This window comes from Flagellimonas sp. CMM7 (assembly GCF_021390195.1).
In the GTDB taxonomy this organism is placed as follows: Bacteria; Bacteroidota; Bacteroidia; order Flavobacteriales; family Flavobacteriaceae; genus Flagellimonas.
Map to the genome: position 1 here is coordinate 2,436,066 of NZ_CP090003.1, position 23,599 is coordinate 2,459,664.

23 protein-coding genes are annotated in these 23,599 nt (G+C 36.9%); 2 read left to right on the forward strand and 21 right to left on the reverse strand.

What is annotated here, in order from left to right; all coding sequences use genetic code 11:
• Window positions 1-18: 18 nt before the first annotated feature.
• From LV704_RS11100 to LV704_RS11165, 14 genes are all read right to left on the reverse strand, one after another.
• Window positions 19-1,050: an HNH endonuclease gene (locus LV704_RS11100; protein WP_163420117.1), complete on the reverse strand. Its 1,032-nt coding sequence runs from the start codon at window positions 1,048-1,050 to the stop codon at window positions 19-21.
• Window positions 1,051-1,200: 150 nt separating this feature from the next.
• Entirely contained in the window at window positions 1,201-2,484 is a 1,284-nt protein-coding gene (gene argH / locus LV704_RS11105; protein WP_163420115.1) for an argininosuccinate lyase, read from the reverse strand.
• Window positions 2,481-2,891, reverse strand: coding sequence for an ACT domain-containing protein (locus LV704_RS11110; protein WP_163420113.1), 411 nt, complete (start codon window positions 2,889-2,891; stop codon window positions 2,481-2,483). Before LV704_RS11110 ends, argH begins: the two co-directional genes overlap by 4 nt.
• A gap of 4 nt (window positions 2,892-2,895) precedes the next feature.
• Complete coding sequence (locus tag LV704_RS11115) at window positions 2,896-3,972, reverse strand: M20 family metallo-hydrolase (RefSeq protein WP_205597854.1); 1,077 nt, start codon at window positions 3,970-3,972, stop codon at window positions 2,896-2,898.
• Complete coding sequence (argB, locus tag LV704_RS11120; RefSeq protein WP_163420111.1) at window positions 3,969-4,748, reverse strand: acetylglutamate kinase; 780 nt, start codon at window positions 4,746-4,748, stop codon at window positions 3,969-3,971. The genes LV704_RS11115 and argB overlap by 4 nt, the downstream gene beginning before the upstream one ends.
• A gap of 1 nt (window position 4,749) precedes the next feature.
• Window positions 4,750-5,496 carry an SDR family NAD(P)-dependent oxidoreductase gene (locus LV704_RS11125; protein ID WP_163420109.1) on the reverse strand — a complete coding sequence of 249 codons (747 nt, stop codon included), beginning with the start codon at window positions 5,494-5,496 and terminating at the stop codon, window positions 4,750-4,752.
• Between the two features lie 4 nt (window positions 5,497-5,500).
• Window positions 5,501-6,439 carry an acetylornithine carbamoyltransferase gene (locus LV704_RS11130; RefSeq protein WP_163420107.1) on the reverse strand — a complete coding sequence of 313 codons (939 nt, stop codon included), beginning with the start codon at window positions 6,437-6,439 and terminating at the stop codon, window positions 5,501-5,503.
• A 101-nt stretch (window positions 6,440-6,540) separates the two neighbouring features.
• The gene (locus tag LV704_RS11135; protein WP_163420106.1) at window positions 6,541-7,665 is read right to left on the reverse strand and encodes an aspartate aminotransferase family protein; all 1,125 of its coding nucleotides are present in this window, start codon (window positions 7,663-7,665) and stop codon (window positions 6,541-6,543) included.
• Window positions 7,666-7,771: 106 nt separating this feature from the next.
• The gene (gene proC, locus LV704_RS11140) at window positions 7,772-8,566 is read right to left on the reverse strand and encodes a pyrroline-5-carboxylate reductase (RefSeq protein WP_163420104.1); all 795 of its coding nucleotides are present in this window, start codon (window positions 8,564-8,566) and stop codon (window positions 7,772-7,774) included.
• Window positions 8,567-8,579: 13 nt separating this feature from the next.
• The gene (gene argC, locus LV704_RS11145) at window positions 8,580-9,554 is read right to left on the reverse strand and encodes an N-acetyl-gamma-glutamyl-phosphate reductase (protein WP_163420102.1); all 975 of its coding nucleotides are present in this window, start codon (window positions 9,552-9,554) and stop codon (window positions 8,580-8,582) included.
• Complete coding sequence (locus tag LV704_RS11150; RefSeq protein ID WP_163420100.1) at window positions 9,547-10,737, reverse strand: argininosuccinate synthase; 1,191 nt, start codon at window positions 10,735-10,737, stop codon at window positions 9,547-9,549. The genes argC and LV704_RS11150 overlap by 8 nt, the downstream gene beginning before the upstream one ends.
• Window positions 10,734-11,348 carry a GNAT family N-acetyltransferase gene (locus LV704_RS11155; RefSeq protein WP_163420098.1) on the reverse strand — a complete coding sequence of 205 codons (615 nt, stop codon included), beginning with the start codon at window positions 11,346-11,348 and terminating at the stop codon, window positions 10,734-10,736. The genes LV704_RS11150 and LV704_RS11155 overlap by 4 nt, the downstream gene beginning before the upstream one ends.
• Window positions 11,349-11,565: 217 nt before the next feature.
• Complete coding sequence (locus tag LV704_RS11160; protein ID WP_163420096.1) at window positions 11,566-12,930, reverse strand: mannosyltransferase; 1,365 nt, start codon at window positions 12,928-12,930, stop codon at window positions 11,566-11,568.
• A 124-nt stretch (window positions 12,931-13,054) separates the two neighbouring features.
• On the reverse strand, window positions 13,055-13,516 hold the full coding sequence (locus tag LV704_RS11165; protein ID WP_233782024.1) for a GyrI-like domain-containing protein: 462 nt from the start codon (window positions 13,514-13,516) through the stop codon (window positions 13,055-13,057).
• Window positions 13,517-13,741: 225 nt separating this feature from the next.
• Here LV704_RS11165 and LV704_RS11170 point away from each other — a divergent pair, with 225 nt between their 5' ends.
• Window positions 13,742-14,437: a GNAT family N-acetyltransferase gene (locus LV704_RS11170; RefSeq protein ID WP_163420094.1), complete on the forward strand. Its 696-nt coding sequence runs from the start codon at window positions 13,742-13,744 to the stop codon at window positions 14,435-14,437.
• 308 nt (window positions 14,438-14,745) lie between these two features.
• Here the strand turns inward: LV704_RS11170 and LV704_RS11175 are convergent, their stop codons facing one another.
• Window positions 14,746-15,468: a YafY family protein gene (locus tag LV704_RS11175; RefSeq protein ID WP_163420093.1), complete on the reverse strand. Its 723-nt coding sequence runs from the start codon at window positions 15,466-15,468 to the stop codon at window positions 14,746-14,748.
• A 117-nt stretch (window positions 15,469-15,585) separates the two neighbouring features.
• Window positions 15,586-16,461 (reverse strand): winged helix-turn-helix domain-containing protein, encoded by an 876-nt coding sequence (locus tag LV704_RS11180; RefSeq protein WP_163420091.1) that lies wholly within the window; start codon window positions 16,459-16,461, stop codon window positions 15,586-15,588.
• 121 nt (window positions 16,462-16,582) lie between these two features.
• On the opposite strand from LV704_RS11180, the gene LV704_RS11185 reads away from it, so the two are divergent.
• Window positions 16,583-17,695, forward strand: a complete 1,113-nt coding sequence (locus LV704_RS11185) for an alpha/beta hydrolase (RefSeq protein WP_163420089.1) — start codon at window positions 16,583-16,585, stop codon at window positions 17,693-17,695.
• Here LV704_RS11185 and LV704_RS11190 read toward each other — a convergent pair.
• The 5 genes from LV704_RS11190 to LV704_RS11210 form a co-directional block, all read right to left on the reverse strand.
• Window positions 17,692-19,176 carry a cellulose synthase family protein gene (locus LV704_RS11190; RefSeq protein WP_163420087.1) on the reverse strand — a complete coding sequence of 495 codons (1,485 nt, stop codon included), beginning with the start codon at window positions 19,174-19,176 and terminating at the stop codon, window positions 17,692-17,694. The genes LV704_RS11185 and LV704_RS11190 overlap by 4 nt on opposite strands.
• 3 nt (window positions 19,177-19,179) lie before the next feature.
• Window positions 19,180-19,869 (reverse strand): glycosyltransferase family 2 protein, encoded by a 690-nt coding sequence (locus tag LV704_RS11195; protein WP_163420085.1) that lies wholly within the window; start codon window positions 19,867-19,869, stop codon window positions 19,180-19,182.
• Window positions 19,870-20,352 (reverse strand): toxin-antitoxin system YwqK family antitoxin, encoded by a 483-nt coding sequence (locus LV704_RS11200; RefSeq protein ID WP_163420083.1) that lies wholly within the window; start codon window positions 20,350-20,352, stop codon window positions 19,870-19,872.
• A 1-nt stretch (window position 20,353) separates the two neighbouring features.
• Entirely contained in the window at window positions 20,354-21,958 is a 1,605-nt protein-coding gene (locus LV704_RS11205) for a 4Fe-4S dicluster domain-containing protein (protein ID WP_163420081.1), read from the reverse strand.
• 63 nt (window positions 21,959-22,021) lie between these two features.
• Complete coding sequence (locus LV704_RS11210; RefSeq protein WP_163420079.1) at window positions 22,022-23,371, reverse strand: NAD(P)/FAD-dependent oxidoreductase; 1,350 nt, start codon at window positions 23,369-23,371, stop codon at window positions 22,022-22,024.
• Between the last annotated feature and the right edge of the window lie 228 nt (window positions 23,372-23,599).

Consider the following 23,599-nt stretch of genomic DNA (forward strand, 5'->3'; position numbering starts at 1 on the left):
GCCCGAAGCCCGTATTGTTTATAGGTTGTGTTGTGCGCTGGCTTTTTTTCTGTCGTCCCAAATTAAAGCGGAACAGAATACTTTACTTTCATCTTTTAAATCAAGAAAAGGTTCCATAGTCGTAATTTCCATATCCAATTCTCCACCTTCATTAGAACATAATGTTTTGTTTATATTTTCATAAATAACGGCGTCTTCTTTATTATAGCCGGGGAATGCAATACTAATTTGAGCATTTCGTGATTTAGTTTTGAGAACGAAGGTGTTTAAAAAGCAAAGTAACTCACTTGGTTTATTAATAATGTTTACTCCTAAATACATTTCTGGAAACTCAAAATTTATCCAGAAAGGGTCAGTAATCAGGTTCTTTTCTGGATTTAATATTTGCTCTCGTATTTTATCGAGATTCTGATTGAAAAGGAAAATGTGGCCGTACTTTTCAAAACCTAATAAATAACCAATTTTCAATAAAGCTATTGAAGCTAACCTCATATTTCCATTATCAGGAATTTTCAAGTTGAATTGTAATTTTTTTGTAGCGAATTTTCCCAACTCCCCCTCAATTGGGAATAAACCTCTTTCTTCACTTTCTAAAAAATCATTATAGTCTTTTGGATTAGAATATTTACTTTGAAGATTTAAAGTCATTTTTCCATCTCCATCAAAACTTAAATCTGCTGTTACTTTTGAACCTTTATTATTTTCTAACTTAGTTCTATGCTTAGAATTAGGGCTAAAACTTTTAAAATCCTGTTCTAAAAGAAAGGTTAGTAATTCAACATCAGTTTTATGCCCACTTTGGTTATTACATTTTTTGCATGTCAAAATATTGTCTTTACCTCCTAAAGATTTTGGCGGATTATGTTCCAAGGTCAAGTAATTTTTTTCACTTGGATTTAAGTCGCTTTCAAGAAAAACCTTCAAACATAAAGGACATAAAACACCTTTGTCAAATTCAATATCAAACTTGGCATTCGTCTTTTCCTTTATCCATTTCAGGTTTTGAGAATAGGCTTCAAATATTTTCTTTTTCTTCTTTAATTTGCTCATTTTTCAGCTTGCGCACAACTAATAAGGATATGAATTCGTTTTAATGATTTATATCCAACGATAAGTGAAGTTCGGGAATTTTAGCTTAAAAAGCTATGTATAATTCATGGAGCTACATTATAGCTTGGCGAAAAGAGCGGATGAATTTTTTTAGGCCAGGACCTTTTCCATTTTCTTTTTGATTTCATCCAAACATAAATTCCCCAAGCTGCCTTCGTGGACATGTTTGATATCTTTTTTGGGTTTAAAAGTACCTGCCTCAATTTCTGCTCCCATTTTTTTATAAGCGTCTCGGAAAGGCATGCCACTATTAACCAATTCATTTAGCGTATCTACGCTAAAAAGATAATCGTATTTAGGATCATCTAGGATAGTGTTATTCACTTTGATCTCCTTTAAACTGAAATGGATCAACTCTAAACACGCTTTAATGTCTTGAATGGAAGGAACAATAATTTCTTTGACCAATTGTAAATCTCGGTGATACCCACTAGGAAGATTATTGGTGATCAACGTTAACTGATTGGGTATTGCCTGAATCTTATTGCATTTGGCCCTGATCAATTCAAACACATCTGGATTTTTTTTATGCGGCATTATGCTACTTCCGGTGGTCAACTCATCTGGAAAAGAGATGAAATCAAAATTTTGACTCATGTACAAACAAATATCCATAGCCAATTTAGATAGTGTTGCCGCTATGCTAGAAATTCCAAACGCTGTGGCTTTTTCTACTTTTCCACGTCCCATTTGGGCAGCGACTACGTTATATTTCACTGTTTCAAAACCCATTGCAGAAGTGGTAAAAGTTCGATCTATAGGAAAAGAACTTCCATACCCCGCGGCACTGCCCAAAGGATTTTGGTCTGCTATCTTGTGTGCGGCATTAATAAAATATAGATCATCAATTAAGCTTTCTGCATAGGCAGAAAACCAAAGCCCAAAAGATGAAGGCATGGCAATCTGTAAATGTGTATAGCCTGGGAGTAAGACAGATTGGTGCTTTTCTGCCAACTCCAATAGCAAATCAAAGAAGGTCTTGACTTCATTTTTGATTTCGGTCAACTCGTTTTTAAGATATAGTTGCATTGCCACCAAGACTTGGTCGTTTCGGGATCTGGCAGTATGGATTTTCTTTCCTGTATCACCTAATTTTTGGGTGAGCAAAAATTCGATTTTGGAATGCATGTCCTCAAAATCATCCTCTATGGTAAACAGCCCATCTTCAATACAGTTTGTAATTTTATCCAATTCCCTTACCAAGGCATTGGCCTCTTCATTGGTAATCAATCCTACTTTACCCAACATTTTGGCATGCGCCTGCGAAGCAATCACATCATATTTTGCCAAGAGCAAATCCAAGTCTCGATCATTGCCTACTGTAAAATGGTCTATTTTTTTATCGGTGCTAAAGCCTTTGTCCCAGAGTTTCATTTTTTCAATTTAGTGGTGTGTGTCATTTTTAGTAAAACGTTCATAGCTTTCTTTGCATCTAATTTGTCTACAAAGATGTGGTCATGATAATAAGCGGCAACTACATTACAACTGATTTGCTCTTCTGCCATGGCATTTGAAATTGCAGCTGTAAGTCCAACGGATTGTAAGGAGGAATGGACCATTAGTGTAATACAAGAGGCAACATAGTCGTAATTAAGATTTAGATTGTCTGCATTCTCTTTTTTTAAAATAAGGGTTGTTCCTTCTTTTTCTTTAAAAGTGCCATGAACTATGGCTAAGTCTATTTGAAAAGACTCTGGGACACTAACAAAAACGTAACTTTCTTCATGGAGAAAGGGTTTCATTTTGGATAAAAGTGCGACTAGATTTGTTTCTCCTGACATAGAATTATGAATTAACTAGAAATCCTTTTAAAATTTTGATATATAAATCTATTCCTTCCCCAATCTCGTTGACATAAATAAATTCATTGGCGGAGTGTGATCTAGTGCTATCCCCTGGCCCCAATTTTACAGATTGACAGCTTAAAGCGGCCTGATCTGAAAGTGTTGGGGAACCATAGGTCTTTCTTCCCAATGCAATACCGCTTTTCACCAAATCATGTTCAGGGTTTATAGCGGAAGAGTTTAATCGTAACGAACGCGGTGTCATTTTGCAAGGAGCTTCATTTTGCAAGATTCCGGCAATTTCCTCATTGGAATAACAATCGTTCACACGAACATCCACTACCAAATCTACTTGAGCGGGTACGACATTGTGTTGACTTCCTGCTTTTATTTGGGTCACTGTTAACTTTACCTCACCAAGAGCATCGGAAACCTTTTCAAAAGAATAGTCTTTAAACCAGTCCAATACTTTAATGGTATTGTAAATGGAATTGTCATCATTTGGGTGTGCAGCATGCGATGGTGTGCCTTCTACCACAGCATCAAAAACCACCAAACCTTTTTCAGCAATGGCCAAATCCATTAAAGTGGGTTCGCCAACCACCGCAACATCTATTTTGGGAAGAATAGGCAATAATGCCGTTAAGCTCTTTTTGCCAGCATCTTCTTCTTCGGCAGTTGCCGCCATGATAATGTTATGGGTCAAATGTTCATGCTCATAAAATTGTACAAAAGTGGCCAAAAGGGAAACCAAGCAGCCACCTGCATCATTACTGCCCAAACCAAATAGTTTTCCATCTTCAATATGCGGATTAAAAGGGTCTTTTGTATAAGCGCTATTGGGTTTTACGGTATCGTGATGAGAGTTTAAGAGCAATGTAGGTTTACTATCATCAAAGTGCTTGTTAAAGGCATATACATTATTGAATTGCCTTTGGGTTTTAACGTCAAAGCTCGCCAACCATTCCTCAATGGCATCTGCGGTTTTGTCTTCTTCTCCAGAAAAAGAAGGGGTAGCGATTAATTGCTGGAGCAATTCAATAGCTCTCGTGGTCAATATTTCTTGATTGATGTTCATAGGGTCAAAGTGGTGAAATTTGTGTTTGTTCCTTGAAGCATGGTATTATCTCCGATGCAGACTTGCTTTACATTCTTTTGAAGTGCTTGGAAGCAATTGTGCATTTTTGGAAGCATTCCGTCCGCTATAATGCCGTCCGCCAACAGTTCTTTGTATTTTTTAGAGTCTATGTGTTGAATTACTGAATTTTCATCATCAATGCTTTGTAGTACACCTTTCTTTTCAAAACAATAATATAAGGTGGTTTCAAATTCGGTTGACATGCCAGAGGCCAATTCAGCAGCTATGGTATCTGCATTGGTGTTGAACAATTGCCCTTTGTTATCATGGGTCAAAGCGCAAAAAACAGGTGTAAATTCTGCTTTCAACAAACTAGTAATATTGTTTGAGTTTATGGAATCTACGTCTCCTACCAAACCAAAATCAATTTCTTTTACTGGTCTTTTGTGTGCTACAATGGAATTTCCATCCGCACCGCTCATGCCAATCGCGTTACAATCAAAAGCTTGAAGTTGGGCAACAATTTTTTTGTTTACCAATCCGCCATAGACCATAATTGCCACATCTAAACTTTGAGCATCGGTTATTCTACGGCCGTTTGTCATTTTGGCTTCAATACCAAGCTTGTTGGCAATTTCAGTTGCTTTTTTACCACCGCCATGAACCAATATTTTATGTCCATCCATTTGGGAAAACAATTCCAACAAATGTGAAAGCTCTTTTTCATCCTCAATGATGTTACCTCCTATTTTTATAATGGATAGTTTTTGTTTCATTTTATGTATTTAGAATTCCGCCGTCTATGGTCATTGCTGTTCCGGTAATCCAAGAAGAATCATCCGAAAGCATAAAAAGAGCCAGTTTGGCAATGTCTTCTGGAGTACCTAACCTTTTTAATAAAGTTGCATTTTTAGCATTTTCAACAGCTTCCTTGGGTTTGTCAAAAGCCTTTGCAGAATCCCATATTAGTGGGGTGTCTACAGGGCCGGGACATATTGCGTTCACTCTTATTTTTGGGGCATATTCAACGGCCATCTGCTTCATTAAGGCGAGCGTTGCACCTTTTGATGCACAATAGGCTGGATGATTGGGAAAACTCTTAAAAGCTGCTATGGAAGAATTAATCAAAATAGTGCCTCCATCATCTTCCAGTAGATGCGGAATAGCATATTTTGAAAGGTAAAAAACAGAACTTAAATTGGTTTCCAATGTATTTAGCCAAGAAGAAATGGTAAGGTCAACAACATTACCCAATCCTAAGACTCCTGCATTCAATGACAGCACATCCAGTTTTCCAAACGTATCAAGTGCCACATTTACAAGTTCTTCATTGTAAGCGGCATTGCCAACATCACCAGGAACAAACACGGATTTTTCAAGGTTTTTGGCCAGGGCTTCCCCTCTTTTTAAATTTCGGCCGGAGAGTACAAGTTTTGCACCCTCACTAGATAGGGTTTCTGTTATGGCCTTTCCCATGCCACTTGTTGCTCCGGTTATGATACAAACTTTATCTTTTAGTTTCATATGTTTAAAGGGCTTCTAAAATTTTCTTAAGTACAACTTGCACTGAGAATATTCTATTATTAGCTTGTTCGATTACCAAGCTTTGGTTACCGTCCAGAACAGCATCCTCAACCACTACATTTCTTCTTACTGGTAGGCAGTGCATGAATTTGGCATTACCTAGTTTTTTTTGAGTCATCATCCAATCAGTATCTTGGCGAAGTACTTGTCCATACTTAGAATAACTGCTCCAGTTTTTTACATAGACAAAATCAGCATTTTCCAATGCTTTCTCTTGATCATATTCAATTTGGCAACCTTTGGTGATTTCCGGATTAAGTTCATACCCTTCGGGGTGGGTAATTACAAATTCGGCGTCTTGTTTTTGCATCATTTCCACAAACGAATTGGCCACTGCATGGGGCAGAGCCTTTGGGTGAGGTGCCCATGATAAAACCACCTTAGGTTTTAGTTTGGTGTTGTGTTTGTTAAGGGTAATCGCATCTGCTAGGGCCTGTAGGGGATGAGCAACAGAACTTTCCATATTTACTATTGGAATGGATGCATGTTTTGCAAAACCCGTTAGCACCTCTTCAGCCTCATCTTTTATTTTATCTTCTAATTTGGCAAACGCCCTGATAGCAATAATATCGCAAAATTGTGAAACCACTTGGGCAGCTTCCCTAATATGTTCAGAGGTTCCTTGATCCATTATAGTACCATCTTCATACTCCAATGCCCAACCTTCGGCGCCAAAATTCATGACCATGACTTCCATGCCCAAATACATTGCCGCCTTTTGGGTGCTTAACCGAGTTCTTAGACTATTGTTGAAAAATAACAGACAGATTGTTTTTTGCCTGCCCAAATGTTGAAATTGATAGGGATTTTTTTTAAGTGTTATTGCTTCATCAACCCAATCGGGAAGGGAATCAATATCATTTATGGATAGGTAATGTTTCATTTTTTACTTTTTTGTCACCTCGAGCGGGGTCGAGAGGTCTGTACTATTTTTTAAAAGGTCTCACATCTCGACTCCGCTCGATATGACAGCTCGACCAGATATTATAATTCTTTTTTTAGGGCTTCAAAAAACAAATCAATATGTGTTTTTGTAATGTTTAAAGCGGGCAAGAATCGGAGTAGTTGCTTATTCTTTGCGCCACCGGTAAAAACATGTTGATTGTAAATCAACCTTTTTCGTAAATAAGCAACTTCAAAATCAAATTCAAGCCCCAACATTAACCCTCTCCCCTTTATTTTTTTTATCTGTGGAATTTCCATTGCCTTTTCCTTGAAATAGATTCCTAAAGCGTCTGTGTTTTCAATCAAAGCTTCTTTTTCCAATACTTCCAAAACCGCCAAAGTAGCTGCACAGGCCAAATGGTTTCCGCCAAAAGTGGTTCCTAAAAGGCCATAGCTTGCTTTGATGTTTTCATGAATTAAAACACCGCCAACAGGAAAACCATTCCCCATTCCCTTTGCTATGGTAATAATATCTGGTTGAATGCCATGATGCTGAAAAGCAAAAAACTTACCGCTTCTTCCAAAGCCCGACTGCACTTCATCAGCAATTAAAACAACATTATTTTCCTTGCATTTTTCTGCAATAAATTGATAAAACTCTGTTGTTGGTTCGTCCAATCCGCCAACGCCCTGAATCGCCTCCAAAATCACTGCACAATATTCATTTGAGCTAATTGCGTTTTCGAACCCTTCAAAATCATTGAATGAAAGAAAGGTTACCTGTTGCTGTTTGTTTATTGGTGCATTTATATGGGGATTATCTGTCGTGGCGACGGCTGCAGAAGTTCTTCCGTGAAAGCTATTGTTGAATGCAATGACTTTGGATTTTCCAGTTTGAAAGGAAGCCATTTTTAATGCATTTTCATTAGCCTCGGCTCCAGAATTACACATGAATAAATTATAGTCTTCGCATTTAGAAGCACCCCCTAATTTAGTAGCAAGTTCTTTTTGCAAGGGGTTTTGAACAGAATTACTGTAGAACCCAATAGTATCCAACTGCTCCTTAAGTCGGTTTACGTAATGCGGATGCGAATGCCCTATGGAAATCACCGCATGCCCGCCATAAAAATCAAGGTATTTCTGGCCTTTATTATCGGTTACCTCAATACCTTTTGCAGATACTGGAGTAACGTCATAAAGCGGATATACATAAAATAGTTTCATAGTTGTTTTTTTTGTCACCTCGAGCGCAGTCGAGAGGTTTTGTAATGTATTTTTTATGGGGCTCGCATCTCGACTCCGCTCGACATGACAGCTCGACCTAAAATTTTTATCCTTTTTTGATGTGGCTTATTTTTTCAAATGAGGCTACAATTCCTCTAATCAATGAGGAACTTAACCCTTGATGCTCCATTTCATTTAACCCTTCAATGGTGCAACCTTTAGGTGTTGTTACCCTATCTATCTCTTCTTCTGGGTGACTACCAGAGTCTATTAAAAGGCTAGCAGCACCGTTACATGTATGCATGGCCAATTCTTGAGCCTCCTTGGCATCAAAACCAAGCTGAATTGCTCCTTGTGTAGTTGCACGTATCAAACGCATCCAAAATGCAATTCCGCTTGCACATATTACGGTGGCTGCTTGCATCTGATCTTCTGGAATTTCTAAAGTATGTCCCATTCTGTTGAAGATGGCCTTGGCCAAGTCGATTCGTTTTTTTCCAAGTTCATTTGTACAAAGACAAGTCATGGAATTGCCAACAGAAATTGCCGTATTGGGCATACTGCGAATAATGTATCTGTCCGAACCTATAATCTCTTCAATTTTGGAAATACTAAACCCGGTTATGGTGCTTATAATGACATGCTTTTCGGTCAATAAATCTTTGGCCTGTTCTAAAATGGACGCAAAATGACCTGGTTGAACTGCAAAAATTAGAACATCCGAATTTTTCACGGCTTCTTCATTGTCAGAAGTGACGGTGACATTCCCGTACTTTTCAAAATCTTTTATTTCTGAAGTATTTCTTTTGGTAAGATACATAGTGGTTGCCCCATTGCTATGCAAAATTCCTTTTGCGATTGCCAGTCCTAAATTTCCTGCACCTATTATTGCTATTTTCATTTTGTTTTTCTTTTTAAAATACCCCTGCTTTTAATTGTAATCCTAGACTCTCATTAAAACCGAATATTAAATTCATGTTCTGAACAGCTTGCCCGGAAGCCCCTTTTATCAAATTGTCTATCGCAGAAGTCACTAACAAAGTGTCTTCATGTTTATGTAAATGGATATGGCAGTGATTGGTGTTCACCACTTGTTTTAGATGAATGGGTTCTTCAGAAATATGGGTAAAAACAGCGTCGGAATAAAAACCTTTAAACAGTTTTTTCGCCTCATCCAATGAACCTTCAAACTTGGTATAGGCCGTGGCCAAAATACCTCTGGTAAAATTTCCTCTATTGGGCAAAAAGAACAGTTTGCCAGTTGGGTTTCCAAAGGAATCCAAACTCTCTCCTATTTCCCCTAAGTGTTGATGGGTAAAGGGTTTGTACCATGAAACATTATTATTTCTCCAACTAAAATGTGAGGTAGATGATAAACTTACCCCAGCACCCGTACTGCCAGTCACGGCATTTACATGAACCTCATTGTTTAATAGACCTGCTTTGGCCAAGGGCAATAACCCCAATTGAATCGCTGTTGCAAAACACCCGGGATTGGCTATGTTTTCAGATTTTTTAATTTCTTCCTTTTTCAACTCAGGAAGTCCGTAGGTAAATACTTTTTTGCTTAAGGTATGGTCTTTTTGTAATCTAAAATCATTGCTCAAATCAATGATTTTAGTGTTGACCGCAAAGCTGTTTTCTTCCAAAAACTTTGTTGAATTGCCATGCCCCAGACATAGAAAAACGACATCCACCTTGAGGTTTACTTCTCCGGTAAACGTTAAGTCTGTCAATCCCAATAGGTCCTGGTGGGCAGAACTAACCAATTTTCCTGAGCGCGTGGTGCTGTAGACAAAGTCAATATCGGTTTCTGAATGATTCAATAAGAGCCTGATCAATTCTCCGCCGGTATATCCAGAACCGCCTATAATTCCTGCCTTAATCATTGTTTTGATTTACATGGTTTGCAATTTTTCCAGAATTGGAAAGTATTTTGATAAACCCTTTTGCGTCATCAGAAGTCCAACCTTTGTTCATTTCACCATAGCTTCCAAAAGATGCATTCATTAGATCATTTTTTGAAGAGATTCCATTCAATTCAAACCGGTAAGGATGCAGTGTTACAAAAACATCTCCAGTAACATTTTTTTGAGTGTCTTCTAGAAACACTTCAATATTCCTCATCACTTCATCTAGATAATTTCCTTCATGCAAAAGCATGCCATAAAAATTTCCAAGCTGCTCTTTTTGATATTGCTGCCATTTGCTCAAAGTGTGTTTTTCAAGTAAATGATGGGCCTTAATGATAATAAGGGGAGCTGCAGCTTCAAAGCCCACTCTTCCTTTAATCCCTATAATGGTATCCCCTACATGAATGTCCCTGCCTATGGCATATTTTGTTGCTATTTCTGAAAGCTTTTCTATATTCTCAACGGGAGTTCCAGTTTCACCATCGATAGCCTTTAGTTCCCCTTTCTCAAAGCTAAGTTTGAGTTCCTTGGAGAATTCTTTTTCCAATTGACTGGGGTAGGCTGTTCCGGGTAATGGTAAATGCGAGGTCAATGTTTCATCGCCTCCAACGGAAGTGCCCCATAAGCCTTTATTAATAGAGTATTTTGCTTTTTCCCATGGATAGTCCACACCATTTTTTTGTAAATAATCAATTTCAGCTTCCCTGGATAATTTATTATCCCTGATTGGAGTGATGATTTCAATTTCTGGGGCTATAATTTGAAAAATCATATCAAACCGTACTTGATCATTTCCTGCCCCAGTGCTGCCATGGGCTATATAATCTGCACCAATCTTTTTGGCATGGTTTACAATTTCAATGGCTTGGACAATACGTTCTGCGCTTACCGAAAGAGGGTAGGTGTTGTTCTTAAGCACATTTCCAAAGATGAGATACTTTACCACTTTTTCGTAAAAATTGGAAACAGCGTCTATGGAGGTGTAAGATGTGGCTCCTAAATCCAGCGCTTTTTGCTGTATGCTTGTAATTTCCGCTTTGGAAAAACCACCTGTATTTACACTTACAGCATGGACTTCAAAGTCTTTTTCTTTTGATAAATATTTTGCGCAGTAGGATGTGTCCAACCCTCCGCTATAGGCTAAAACTAATTTTTTCATTTTGCTTTCTTTTTTAGAAAGAGGTTTTCTTTAATTCGTTTCAATCTTTGAAACGCTTTGCCGTTAAGTCTTTTTGATTCCGTTTTTGAGGTATTTGGGTTGTATAGCATTCCAGTACACAGGCACATATTCCGCTCAGTTCGGGTAAGAATGTCAAAGTTCTTGCAGGTTTGGCAACCTTTCCAAAACTCTGGATCATCTGTAAGCTCTGAAAATGTAACTGGTTTATAACCTAGTTCATAGTTCATTTTCATTACGGCCAATCCAGTTGTTATTCCAAAGATTTTTGCATCTGGAAATTTTTGTTTGGAAAGCTCGAAAATGGCTTTTTTAATTTTCTTGGCCAATCCCTGTTTTCTATAATCAGGATGTACGATCAAGCCAGAATTTGCTACAAAATTTTTATTTCCCCAGACTTCAATGTAACAGAACCCAGCGAATTTTTCACCATCCAATGCAATTACTGCATTAGCGTTCTCCAGGCGTTTTATAATATATTCTGGGGTACGCTGGGCAATACCGGTACCACGGACTTTTGCCGATTCCGTAATGGTATCGCTTATGATTTGAGCGTATTTAAAATGTGATTCGTTAGCAACTATAATGTCCATTGCTACTTTGTTTTAAACTAATAAATAATTGAAAGCTGTTTGATGTATTGCGGAAATGGACTCACCTATTTCCAGGAATATAGTGCACCCTTACGGGCGACGGCGTGGAGAGAATGGACGTACTGGAGCAAAGATGCTCAATGTAGATAATATGTTCTTTTGTCCTTTCATTATGGGTTAAATGTACAAATTAATTCCAGTTGACATAGAAAAGCATTTATTTTTTAAAGAAATGTAACTTTTTTTCTCCTTTACCTATTAATTCATAAATAAGGAACCCAAAGACCAAAATATACTCAATGGCCAAAAGCCAAAGATTTTCAATGTAATCTGAATTTGAATAGGCATAATAGCTTAAAACGGCAGTAAAAGACCAAACAATGGCATATTGATATCTGGTAAACATACTTAGCACTACTAAAAAAACAATATACCAGGGGTGTACTGTGCTCGATAGAAAATAATAGCAGGAAAGTACCATCAGCATTGAGGTAATTAAAACGTTGTATTTCTGGTTTTTTCTAAAGAAGGCAATCAATAGTGTTCCAATGATTATTGAAATGGCAACAATTTTACCATAGTCTTTTATTAGTTCCCAGGGCTTGGCATCAAAATAATTGACAGCAAGCTTTTTTACTGCATTATAGATTCCGGCATTAAACTCAAAATTGGAGAACCATAGGCCTACAGTTTCTGAGTAGTTGTTTATGAATACTTGGGAGTAAAAAGGAAGTAGGAGAATAATACATGTAGCTCCCACTAAAACATAGAACAGCATACTTTTCTTAAAACCGAAGTATTTTAAAAAGAGTGGTAAAAAGAGAATGGGCACTAGTTTGACCATTATGGACAGGGCGTATAGGGGAGCACCCCAAACCCATTTGTTGACCGCAATCAGATATAACGACCATACAAAGAAAAACAACATGACTCCTTCAAAATGAAGATTCCCTGTTAACTCAATAATGACCAGTGGATTTAGAAAATACCAAAAAGCCATATGATTGGACTTATTAAGATTTTGGAGCAATTTTCTTCCAAAATAGAGAATGCCAATATCTGCGAGAATGATGGTAAACCTCATTACAATTATGGAACCAAGTATACTTCCACCGCCCAATAAAGTCGATATGGTAAAAATGAGTTGATTTACAGGAGGGTAATTGCTAAAGTGTTTTGCGCTTAGATCACCCATGCCGGCAAATAGCTCTGGGGCATTTGCGATGGGTAAACTATCTTGTAGGATGAGTTCGTTTGGTAAATGGATATATGGGTTGATTCCGTTTTTGATCAATTCTCCATCCCAAATGAATCGATAAAAATCTTGAGAGAGATTAGGCTCAACAAATAGAAAAACCAAACGAAATAGAATTCCAGTGACCAATAAGAACTTAAAGTTCCATTTTTCAAATTGGATCAATTTATAATGGAAGAAAAAAAGAGCAGCGAACAGCCCCAGCAATTTTGGGAAATCTTCTCGATCTAAATCAAAAGCAAAAACAGCATAGAACAGCGTGCAACCTAACGCTATCAGAATAGCGTAGGCATGAAGCTTCCAAAACTTTATAATTTGATGCGGCATCGTAAACGAACATCTCTTGTGCCTGCAAAGAATATAAAAATATATTTGATTCTAAAGATTTGGGAAGGATAATAACCCGTCGCGTTTGTAAAACTAAAAACACAACGGGAAGTTCTAGTTAGTCTTACTCTGTTGCAATTAGTATTTCAGCCTCACCGTTTGTTGGATTTATTGCCTTCTCGCCATAAACTTCAATATCTGTGGTATATGTTCTTTTCAAGTCTGTGTTCCAAATATCCATCCAAGTGTTGATTACCGCATCTTTGGTTAGATCTCCTTTGGCAGTAAACTGTGTATAGTTGGCCTCCGGAATCATTTTTACGGTCATATCCTCAGGAATATTGTCCAGATTGGATACACTGCAACCAATAACTATGGTATAAGGTTTTGTATGATCACCTTCGTAATCCGTATAGATAGCATAAACAGTTTCATCAGTTTTACTTGGGATTCGGTTCAATGTGTTTTCCGATATAAATCTTTTCCAAAGTTGTGGAATGTCTTTTTCAGCTTTCCCTTTGTTGTTAGATGTTCTGGCGGAAAGACCAACGATGGTCAATGCATCTCTTTTTGTGATAGTCATCATGATAAATTTAAGATTTGAACAAAAATAGTAGCAGGTTATGACAAGGGTATGTCAGGGGTATTTAAAATTGCTCAATTTATCCGTTGTATCCATTAATTTAGCTTGGATTTTTCATTAAAAATTCCCGAACTTCACTTATTCAGTTGCTAAAGAATCATTAAAAAGATTTTTGGCTTATCGTTATGCATAATTAGAGGAAGGTTTAGAGAATTAGATTAAAAATTGATGGAGCTTATAAAACTCAATAATATTACTTATGGATTTGTTAGAAATTTTAAACATGACAAAAAAATAAGAGCAAGTTTCAATAGATTAACAGAATCCGTCTTTGGCTTCAGTTTAGAAAATTGGTACCATGATGGCTTTTGGGGCGACTATTATATTCCCTATTCGCTGCTTCATAATAATAAGGTTGTATCAAATGTTTCAATTAATAAGATTGAATTTGATATTGAAGGCAAGAGAAAGGCAGGTATTCAAATCGGAACAGTAATGACGGACGAAAAATACCGGAATAGGGGACTTAACAAGTACTTGATGGAAAAGGTAATGCATGAATGGAAAGATCAGACTGATTTTGTCTATCTCTTCGCTAACGACAGTGTGCTTGATTTCTATCCGAAGTTCAATTTCAAGGTAGTAGAGGAATATCAACACTCGAAAACAATAGATACACACAGTGCTTCATCATCCTGGAATAAACTGAACATGGAAGACCCGACTGATGTCGCTTTTTTAATGGGAAGAATTAAGGATTCAGCTCCTGTAGCAAAGATATCTATGCGCTTTAATGCGTCATTGATCATGTTTTACAGCAATTCCTATAAGAAAAGCAGCATTTTTATATTAAAGAACTTGATGCAATTGTCATTGCAGATTTTGAAGGTGACACCGTGTATTTGGATGATATATTCTCAATAAGTCCAATAGAGATCAATAGCGTGATCCATAGCATATCTGATAAAAGGATTCTACGGGTAATTTTGGGATTTACGCCTTTGGATGATTCTGGATTTGAGAAACATTTATTGAAGGGCCCTGATACGCTTTTTATGCTAAAGGATAAGTTTGAATTTTTCACAAATAAACACTGGATGTTTCCAGTTTTATCTCATGCCTGAAAAAATTTATGGTATAAAATATAAGCAATAACTATACAAGACCGATAAGTGTCATCCTAAAACTTGGACCTCTACTAGTGAATGTTTTGATCTAAGGAGTACACACAATTATTTCCCGTTTAGATCAGAGGTATCTTGGTAATATTTGTCGTACGATTTATAATATTCCTCCAAGGTCATGTTATGGGATTCAAAATGCTTGTAGGTATTGGTAATCTTTTGAATGTGGTCAATTCTAAACACCCTAAAAGCTTTCCTGAGTCTGCAGTATGCAATAAGCAACCATTTTTCTTGTGAACTGTATAGGGCAAAGGGCTCTATGTTTCTATTGGTAGATTGTTGATTCAGGGACAAGTAATCAATATTCAAGACCTCAAAATTGGTCAAGGCAGATTGGATACGCATAAGATAATTACTTGTTTTTTGGTTCAAATAGTTGTCAGCAAAATAGATGCGCTCTTTGAGCAGGCTTGCCTTATCTTTTTGAGGACCTTTTAGCAGTGCCTTTATTTTTAAGATAGCTTCGGAATAATACTGTACAAAAGAGGCATCCTTGTTTTTTAATATCAATTGCTCAGCGGTTATCAATGCATTGGCCTCATCTTCCGTGAACATTACTGGAGGTAATTGATAACCCTCCATCATGGAATATCCCTTTCCCTCTTCCGTGACTATGGGAACCCCAGATTTTTCCAAGGTACGAATGTCTCTGTAAATGGTCCTTATGCTAACCTTATGCTTGTCTGCAAGCATTTTTGCCGTTACGATCCTTGAGGATTGTAATTGGGTGAGAATAGCCGTAAGTCTAGAAAGTCTTGGTTTTTCTTCCATACAGAACTATAGTGTTTATTTAGATATTTTTAAATTTGATGCTTCTGATCAGGGCCGTATAAATCTAACAATTTTGAATTGGCCCTGCTGTTGATAACGACATTTGGTGAAATGTAATCACCATTTAAAATCACTTATTTTTTTATCATTAAAAAGAACTTTAATGGTATCATTGTTTTCGTAAGTTATGTAATGAACGGTACTATTGCGTTGCGATAATTTTTTATGATCCAAAGATTTAGATGGAGAACCTTGGGGCTTAAGACTCGAAAATGTCATGCCTTCTTCTTTGGGAAATTTTATATAGCTAACCTTTTTAGTTAAAAGATTGAACACATTTATTGAATAGAAATCGGTTTTAGCTAAAGTCGTGTTATAGATGATACTGGTATTATCAGATGACCAACTGATCACTGTGGATTCGGGTTTTGAAAAAGAATCTAGCGTATCCACTTTACCATTTGTAATGTTTTCGGTAAACAAGGCATAGTTTGCCCCATCTTTTTTTATTGAAGCAATAATTTGTCCATTTGGGGATAAAATCTTTTTTGCCTCGGTGTTTTTATTGAAGATATAGATGATGGCGACTATAGACAAAACTAGTAGTGGTATGCCCCATTTTAACCAGCTTCCTTTTTTTATAACTGGAATAGCCTGGTTTTCGATTTCAACTTTTTTCAGGGGCGCGATCAATCGATATCCTTTTCTTGGAAGTGTCTCTATAAATTGGGCGTTTGCTCTTGAATCCCCAAATACTTTTCTTAGTTCTGATACGGTTTTGTCTAAAGAGTTTTCAGTGACAATAGTATTTGGCCAGGCTTTTTCAAGAAGTTCTTTTTTTGAGATTGTTTGGCCATTGGCTTTGATAAGTTCAATCAGGACTTTTGCCACTTGATTTTGCAAATGAATTTTTTCGCTCCCATTTGTCAACTCAGAAGTAATTGGATCAAATGTCCAGTCTTTTATTTTATAGTGATACTTTTTTTTAGACATTGATATAGTGAAAATGGAATACGCCTTTCTTGAATTCAGAAATAATTCAGGTTCTAGCAGATTCAAATAAATACTATTGCCATATTATTGGCAGATGTATATGCAAAAAATAAAATTTACAATGCAAAATATAAAACTAATGGCAATGATTGTTTTGTTGGGCAACATTAACGTGTTTGCCCAGTCCAAAACAGTAATGATAAATTCAGAAATTCTTGGAGAGGAAAGACAGGTTTTAGTAGGACTGCCAGATTCATATAATTATGATGCAGATACTTTCAAGTACCCTTTGTTGTTGCTTACAGATGGAGAGTGGCATTTTGATATGGTTTTAAGAGCCACAAAGCTGTTGTATCAAAATGGATTTCCAAAAATTATTGTCGCAGCCATAGTGAACACCAATAGAGGTAGGGATTTAACACCTACCAACACCGAGGAAATTCATGAAAGCGGGGGTGCGCTTAAGTTTCATAGGTTTATAAGCGAGGAATTATTGAAGAATTTGGAAGAGAATTATAGAATATCCAATCACAGAACGTTGATGGGGCATTCCCTAGGCGGGTTATTTGCAGCATATTCCTTAACTCAGGATATAAATGTTTTTGATGCAATAATTGCTGTGACACCTACCATACGATGGGATGATTTTGAGATTTTACAGGATTTTACACCGGACTTCACTGATAAACTGATTCAATCCAATAAAACGTTCTTTATGGGTATTGGAGATGAGGTGGGGCCAGAAAGAGATGGAGTATTACGATTAAAAGAGCTATTCGAAACTGCGCATGTTTCTAGGTTTACATACAAAGAATATCCAGACGAATCTCATGTTACCGTTCCTTGGAAGGCTTATTTTGATGGGATAAAAACCGTTTTCAACCCTTTTCTTTTGCCTGAGGAATATAACAAAGAAGATTTTTCAAAAACCATGGCATATTATCAAAATGTGGGAAGTTCTTTTGATTATGATCAAAGAGTGCCACAGCGTATTTTGTTCAATAGGGGATATGGTGCCTTGGAGAGTGACATCATAACTGAAGCAAAAGAAATATTTGAATATTACAAACATGCTTACCCAAATGTTCCTATTCCTTATACCGTCTTAGGAGATATTAATTTTGACCTAAAGCAATATAAAATTTCAAAGGAAAATTATGATATGGCACACCAGCTTTATCCTTCGGATTATCTAAAGGAACGAATTAAAACTCTTGAAGAAATTTTGAATTAAGCCTTAGCAGTAAGCGATTTAAAGAAGACAAAACCAAATCCTAAAAACAACATTAAATGAAAAGGAAAAAGTCCGTAATCATTTAAAGGAACCGCACTGTACATCCCAAATAGGAAATAGACCATCAAGGCAAATTCCAAGATCATATTTGGAGATAATTTTTTGGCTAAGTATTTGTTGCCTTTCCAGCTATCTGTTAAATTGTTGATGTTGAACTTTGGTGTGCGTACAAACTCACTTCGCTTGCCCATATGGCCTTCCAATACTGCAACCGTGTTGTGTAAAGAGAAACCTAATGCCACAGAGAAAAAGGTGAAGAACAGTTTTATGTAATCTATAAAATTATCAAAACCGCTACCTTGAATACTTTTATAGGTGAACCAGTAGCAGATGAACAGAATAATGGTACTTACTATAAAGAAACTGGTTACTTCAAAAATCCAGCCTAAGTGACCATAGCTGTTTTTAATGTACAGCATGGGGATGCTCAATAGTGCCACTATAAAAACACAAAGGAACATAGAGCTGTTGAGCAAATGCATAACACCATGGAACTTTGTTTTAAATGGAATATTTTTCGCCGTGATAACGCTCCAAACCGTTTTCCTAAAGTTTTCAGCTCCACCTTTGTTCCAACGGAATTGTTGTGAACGTGCAGCACTGATAACAACGGGAAGCTCTGCGGGAGTCTCTACATCTTCCAAGTATTTGAACTTCCAATTTTTTAGTTGGGCACGATAGCTTAAATCCAAGTCTTCGGTCAAAGTGTCTCCTTCCCAGTTACCTGCATCAAAAATGCACTCTTTTCTCCAAATTCCGGCTGTACCGTTAAAATTGATAAAATGCCCTTTGGAATTTCTTCCTACTTGTTCCAAGGTAAAGTGCGCATCCAAAGCAAAAGCTTGAATTCTTGTTAGTGTGGAATAATCTCTGTTGATGTGTCCCCACCTTGTTTGGACAACACCTATCTCTTCATCCTTAAAATAAGGAACAGTCTTTTTTAACCAATCACTTTCAGGAAGAAAATCAGCATCAAAAATGGCTATAAATTCTCCTTTTGCAATTTCTAAACCTTCTTTAAGTGCACCTGCCTTAAAACCTTGTCGGTTTTCTCTGCGAATGTGCGTTATGTCCAAACCGGTTTTTTGAAGGTCTTTTACTCTTTGGGCTGTTTCAATTACGGTATCGTCTGTAGAATCATCCAAAACCTGGATTTCCAGCTTACTTTTTGGGTATTCAATTTTAGATATGTTTTCCAACAAGCGCTCCATAACGTATTCCTCATTATAAATGGGGAGTTGTATGGTGACCAATGGAATTTCTTTGGGATCTAAAAGATTGAATTTTGGAGCTTCTTCGTTTCTTCTTTTGTTGCCTAAATAGTTGACCAAAAGATTTAATTGCGCCAAGCTATAACAGAAAATTAAAACTAAGGCCGTACTATAAATAGCGATGATAATAAAAGCGATCGTAAGTCCCATATATTATTTTATACTGTATTTAAAAATCCAACCTAGAATTTTTATGCCTGCAAATATAGCACCTTTTACGGTTCCTGAAACTTTTGAGACACCTATTCTCTTTTTATAACGTACTGGTACTTCGGTATATGCTAGTTTTTTGCGTAAAGCTTTCAACTGCATCTCTACAGTCCAGCCATACGTTTTGTCCTGCATTTCCAATTCTTTGAGCTTATCGTATTTAATGGCCCTAAAAGGCCCTAAATCTGTAAATTTTGCCCTAAAAAACAAACGCATTAAAAAAGTAGCTAATTCGTTACCAAAGATTTGAGGAAAAGTCATTGATCCCGCTTCGCGTAGTTCTTTTTTTCGTGCACCTATGACAAAATCCATGTTCTGGTTTAAGATTGGGGCCACTATTTTATCCAGTTCTTCTGGATAGTCTGAATAGTCTCCGTCAATAAATACGATAATATCCGGGGCTTTGGATTGTTTGTCGATGTAATCCATTCCTTTTAGACAGGCAAAACCATAGCCACGTTGGCTTTCTGTCAATACTGTAGCACCCGCTTTCTGTGCATTTTCAACAGTATCGTCCGTTGATCCATTGTTGACCACAATAACTTCTGAAACTGATTTTGGCAATTCTGAAACTACCTTGCCGATAGAATCTCCCTCGTTTACTGCGGGAATTATGACTTTAATATCTGCCATTTACTTTAAATCGGATAGGTTGTTTTCTTTCTTAAAACTTCTGAAGTCATACCATTCCTTTACTTTTTTTCCATTGTTATATTTTTGAGCAGAAGTCAGTTTTTCATTTTTATATTTAAGACAGTATCCATTTTTCACGCCTTTTTGAAGTTGGCACTTGTGATTTACTTTTCCTTTTTCATCATAAAATAACCACCATTTAACCATTTTGCCTTTGGCATAATGTCCCTCCATCTCTAAAGTGCCGTTTTTAGTATAAAAATACCAATACCCAATACGCTGATCGTTTCGGAAATGTCCTTGCTCCATAAGATTCCCATTGGGAAAGTAAAATTTCCAGAAATCCTCTCGAGAATCACCGTTTTTCCAACCTTGGGCCTTAACCTGTCCATTTGCATGAAACTCTCTGTGATACTCTTTTTTAAATATATCTGTTGAATTAATACTAAAAAGTATCAAACCGGCTATAAGAAATCTTAGCATCTTACTTTTTGTTCACCAATGTCATTAAATCCACATCATTGCCCAACAATACTTGGTTGCTGTCTATACGACCTTGCAGAGGCCCGTTCTCCAATTTTAAAACACCTCTTGGACATACAGCAGAACAAATACCGCAACCAACGCAGCTGGAACGAACAATGTTCTCTCCTTTTTGGGCATATGCACGAACATCAATACCCATTTCACAGTACGTAGAGCAGTTACCGCATGAAATGCATTGTCCACCATTGGTAGTAATTCTAAATTTTGAGAACAAACGTTGTTGAAAACCTAAAATAGCTGCCATTGGACAACCAAAACGACACCAAACACGGTTCCCGAAAATAGGATAGAAACCTGTGCCTATCACACCTGAGAAAATACTTCCTATTAAAAAGGAATATGATTTACGTAGTGTCTCTGATTTGAACAGGAAGACTTGGCCTTCACCACTAAAAAAATGAAAACCAATTAGAGCAAGAATAATGACCAAATAACCAACAGCTCCATATTTTGCATCTTTTTGAAATTGTTCTCTTTTGAAAATCATTACCAAAGCAAAAACAGAGGTCAATAGAACGCCAACGCCAATTAAGAAAGTACTCTTTGTCAACCAATATTTGCTGGTATCATTGCCCAAATAAGAATAAATGACCGCAGTGGTCATTAAGGTTACAAAAACCACTACACTATGCACTACCCATCGCTCAATTTTCCAAGCTTTTACGGTTTTATCACTTAATTGTCGGAAAGAGTCTCCGGCAGTCTCAGCTAGACCACCACAACCACAAACCCATGAACAGTACCAACGTTTTCCAAATTTGTAGGTTAAAATTGGACTGATTACAAAAATAGAAAGCACCCCAAAGATTAAAAGTCCAAATCCAATATCACCTGAGCTTAAAAAACCTTTAATGCGATATCCTTCAAAGTTGTAATAATTTAAAGGCCACATATTTTTAAGATCATAATACGGCAGACTACCACCATTAAGGACCGAACTTCCGTTCAACCTAGCCATCAATTCAGGAATAATAAAAGCAAAGGCAGTTTGAAAAAACATGACACTCATGGTGCGAATACGCTCATAACGGTTATGACGATATTTCCATATAAATTTTATCCCAAAAGCAAGTATTGCCACCGTGTAAAGTGTTCCATAGACAAACCATTGACTGGCCGGGTTACCGCTTAACGCTCTACTTAAGGGATCAAACAAGCCAATAACTCCTGTATTGTCTCCTTTTTGAACAAGGCCCAAGTACTCTGGGTAGAAATAAAGAATGATATAAAATGAGGTCAAGGAAATACCGGCAATCCATCCCCAAAAACCTTTGCTTGAAATTGATTTGAACCAAACACCATCATTCTTAATTCCAGGTTCTTTTTTGGAATACATATCCCAAGAAAACCAAATAGTTCCAGTAGTTATTGCGGCTAAAGAAATACTTAACCAAAGTGCCTTATTTGGAAAATCAACGTTAAAAGCAGCCAACAAGATAATTGCCAAACCTGATAAGCCGATAAGGGTCGCTATTTTTTGGTTTCTGCTTAGTTCTTTAGGGGGTTGACCTGTTAAGGCCATGCTTCTGTCGTAAGTGCTCATGTTTTCTTATTCAAAGTTGAATGGTAAATAGTTGTTTTAGATTTATATTGATGGTAACAACCACTATCCAATTGCAAATATTCTTTTTAAACTCTTCTTTTTTGTTTTGATGGATTTTCCAAAATCAGCATTGTATTTGGAAACGATCTCCGTTTCGTAATTTTTATAGAACTCTGGATCAAAATTGGCATCTATAAGATGTTCCATAACATAATCAACATCTTTTTCTTGGGTTAACCACCTGTCAAAAACTTCATGCCGCATGCGAATGCCAAAGGTGTTGATTCCCAAAAACTGATTGTTTTCCTTGTTGAAGGAAATGGTAATACATACTTTCTCTTCAGAATGTCTCCAATGAAAGTGCTCTTCATATTCTTTCATTCCTCTTTCGGAAAATACCCAGCCATAGGTTTGGTATTCAATATCCAAGAATTTGGCTGAGTTGAACCAATGACCCGGTTTGTATTCTATTTGGTTGCCACAAATGGTTTGCGCAACCGTTTCACCCATCATTCTTCCCGTATACCAGACAGCTTCAATGGGTCTTCTATTTCCAATGGCTTCATGCTGCTCTGCACAATCGCCAATGGCATAAATATCTTTGATGTTTGTTTCTAAAAATCGGTTTACCTTAACACCGCGCCCAACTTCAATTCCAGAATCTTTTAGAAAATCAATATTGGGAGCAACACCTGCTGTGAGCCCAACCATATTGCAAGGAAGTTCTTCTCCTGTTTCTGCTATAATTACCGATTTGACCTTTCCGTTTTCATCAGCTACAATCTCCTTCAGGTTTGTTCCAAGACGCAGGTCAATATGATGTTCTAAAATGTGCTCATTTATCAATTGCGATTCTCCACTAGGAAGAACACCGTTCCAAAAGCTATTTTCTCTAACTAAAAAGGTTACCGGTATGTCTCTGCTTCTTAGCATCTCTGCGAGCTCAATACCAATTAAACCGCCGCCTACAATTACGGCTCTTTTACATACTTCTTTGTTGGGAGCATTTACTTCTAAAAGGTCTAAATCTTGCTTAGAATAGAGTCCTTGTGCACCATGCAAATCTTGACCTGGCCATCCAAATTTATTGGGTTTGGAGCCTGTTGCGATTATTAACTTATCGTAATTGACAGCTCTAGAGCCATCAATTAACAATTGCTTTTCGTTGGGATTCACTTTGGTTACATACCCTCTTACCAATTCAATTCTATTCTTTTCCCAAAACCAATTTTCATAAGGTTGAATATGGTCAAATTTCATATGGCCCATATAAACATACATTAGGGCGGTCCTTGAAAAGAAATAATCTGTTTCCCCAGAAATAATAATGATTCTCTTATCTGAAAGCTTTCGGATATGTCTTGCTGCAGAAACTCCTGCAATACCATTTCCGATAATAACAATGTTCTCCATGAGATTGTATTGGTTGTGGATAATGTGTCGTCCCTAAATATAGGAACTTAACACGAGGTCTTAATTTAGAAAGAATTTAAATTCTAATGGTTGTCGTAAGGTTATTCCATAAATACGAACGCCTAAGTATTTGATTTATAATTTCTTAAATAAATCATAAAATGTTAAAAGTGCTGTATGTAAAAAAAAAAGGATGCGACAGAAGCTGCAGTTTAATCAACGAAAAAG

What these genes read in the sequence shown, in the direction of transcription:
- LV704_RS11100 (WP_163420117.1), bottom strand. Translation starts at nt 1,050, where the DNA reads ATGAGCAAATTAAAGAAGAAAAAGAAAATATTTGAAGCCTATTCTCAA.
- argH (WP_163420115.1), bottom strand. Translation starts at nt 2,484, where the DNA reads ATGAAACTCTGGGACAAAGGCTTTAGCACCGATAAAAAAATAGACCAT.
- LV704_RS11110 (WP_163420113.1), bottom strand. Translation starts at nt 2,891, where the DNA reads ATGTCAGGAGAAACAAATCTAGTCGCACTTTTATCCAAAATGAAACCC.
- LV704_RS11115 (WP_205597854.1), bottom strand. Translation starts at nt 3,972, where the DNA reads ATGAACATCAATCAAGAAATATTGACCACGAGAGCTATTGAATTGCTC.
- argB (WP_163420111.1), bottom strand. Translation starts at nt 4,748, where the DNA reads ATGAAACAAAAACTATCCATTATAAAAATAGGAGGTAACATCATTGAG.
- LV704_RS11125 (WP_163420109.1), bottom strand. Translation starts at nt 5,496, where the DNA reads ATGAAACTAAAAGATAAAGTTTGTATCATAACCGGAGCAACAAGTGGC.
- LV704_RS11130 (WP_163420107.1), bottom strand. Translation starts at nt 6,439, where the DNA reads ATGAAACATTACCTATCCATAAATGATATTGATTCCCTTCCCGATTGG.
- LV704_RS11135 (WP_163420106.1), bottom strand. Translation starts at nt 7,665, where the DNA reads ATGAAACTATTTTATGTATATCCGCTTTATGACGTTACTCCAGTATCT.
- proC (WP_163420104.1), bottom strand. Translation starts at nt 8,566, where the DNA reads ATGAAAATAGCAATAATAGGTGCAGGAAATTTAGGACTGGCAATCGCA.
- argC (WP_163420102.1), bottom strand. Translation starts at nt 9,554, where the DNA reads ATGATTAAGGCAGGAATTATAGGCGGTTCTGGATATACCGGCGGAGAA.
- LV704_RS11150 (WP_163420100.1), bottom strand. Translation starts at nt 10,737, where the DNA reads ATGAAAAAATTAGTTTTAGCCTATAGCGGAGGGTTGGACACATCCTAC.
- LV704_RS11155 (WP_163420098.1), bottom strand. Translation starts at nt 11,348, where the DNA reads ATGGACATTATAGTTGCTAACGAATCACATTTTAAATACGCTCAAATC.
- LV704_RS11160 (WP_163420096.1), bottom strand. Translation starts at nt 12,930, where the DNA reads ATGCCGCATCAAATTATAAAGTTTTGGAAGCTTCATGCCTACGCTATT.
- LV704_RS11165 (WP_233782024.1), bottom strand. Translation starts at nt 13,516, where the DNA reads ATGATGACTATCACAAAAAGAGATGCATTGACCATCGTTGGTCTTTCC.
- LV704_RS11170 (WP_163420094.1), top strand. Translation starts at nt 13,742, where the DNA reads ATGGAGCTTATAAAACTCAATAATATTACTTATGGATTTGTTAGAAAT.
- LV704_RS11175 (WP_163420093.1), bottom strand. Translation starts at nt 15,468, where the DNA reads ATGGAAGAAAAACCAAGACTTTCTAGACTTACGGCTATTCTCACCCAA.
- LV704_RS11180 (WP_163420091.1), bottom strand. Translation starts at nt 16,461, where the DNA reads ATGTCTAAAAAAAAGTATCACTATAAAATAAAAGACTGGACATTTGAT.
- LV704_RS11185 (WP_163420089.1), top strand. Translation starts at nt 16,583, where the DNA reads ATGCAAAATATAAAACTAATGGCAATGATTGTTTTGTTGGGCAACATT.
- LV704_RS11190 (WP_163420087.1), bottom strand. Translation starts at nt 19,176, where the DNA reads ATGGGACTTACGATCGCTTTTATTATCATCGCTATTTATAGTACGGCC.
- LV704_RS11195 (WP_163420085.1), bottom strand. Translation starts at nt 19,869, where the DNA reads ATGGCAGATATTAAAGTCATAATTCCCGCAGTAAACGAGGGAGATTCT.
- LV704_RS11200 (WP_163420083.1), bottom strand. Translation starts at nt 20,352, where the DNA reads ATGCTAAGATTTCTTATAGCCGGTTTGATACTTTTTAGTATTAATTCA.
- LV704_RS11205 (WP_163420081.1), bottom strand. Translation starts at nt 21,958, where the DNA reads ATGAGCACTTACGACAGAAGCATGGCCTTAACAGGTCAACCCCCTAAA.
- LV704_RS11210 (WP_163420079.1), bottom strand. Translation starts at nt 23,371, where the DNA reads ATGGAGAACATTGTTATTATCGGAAATGGTATTGCAGGAGTTTCTGCA.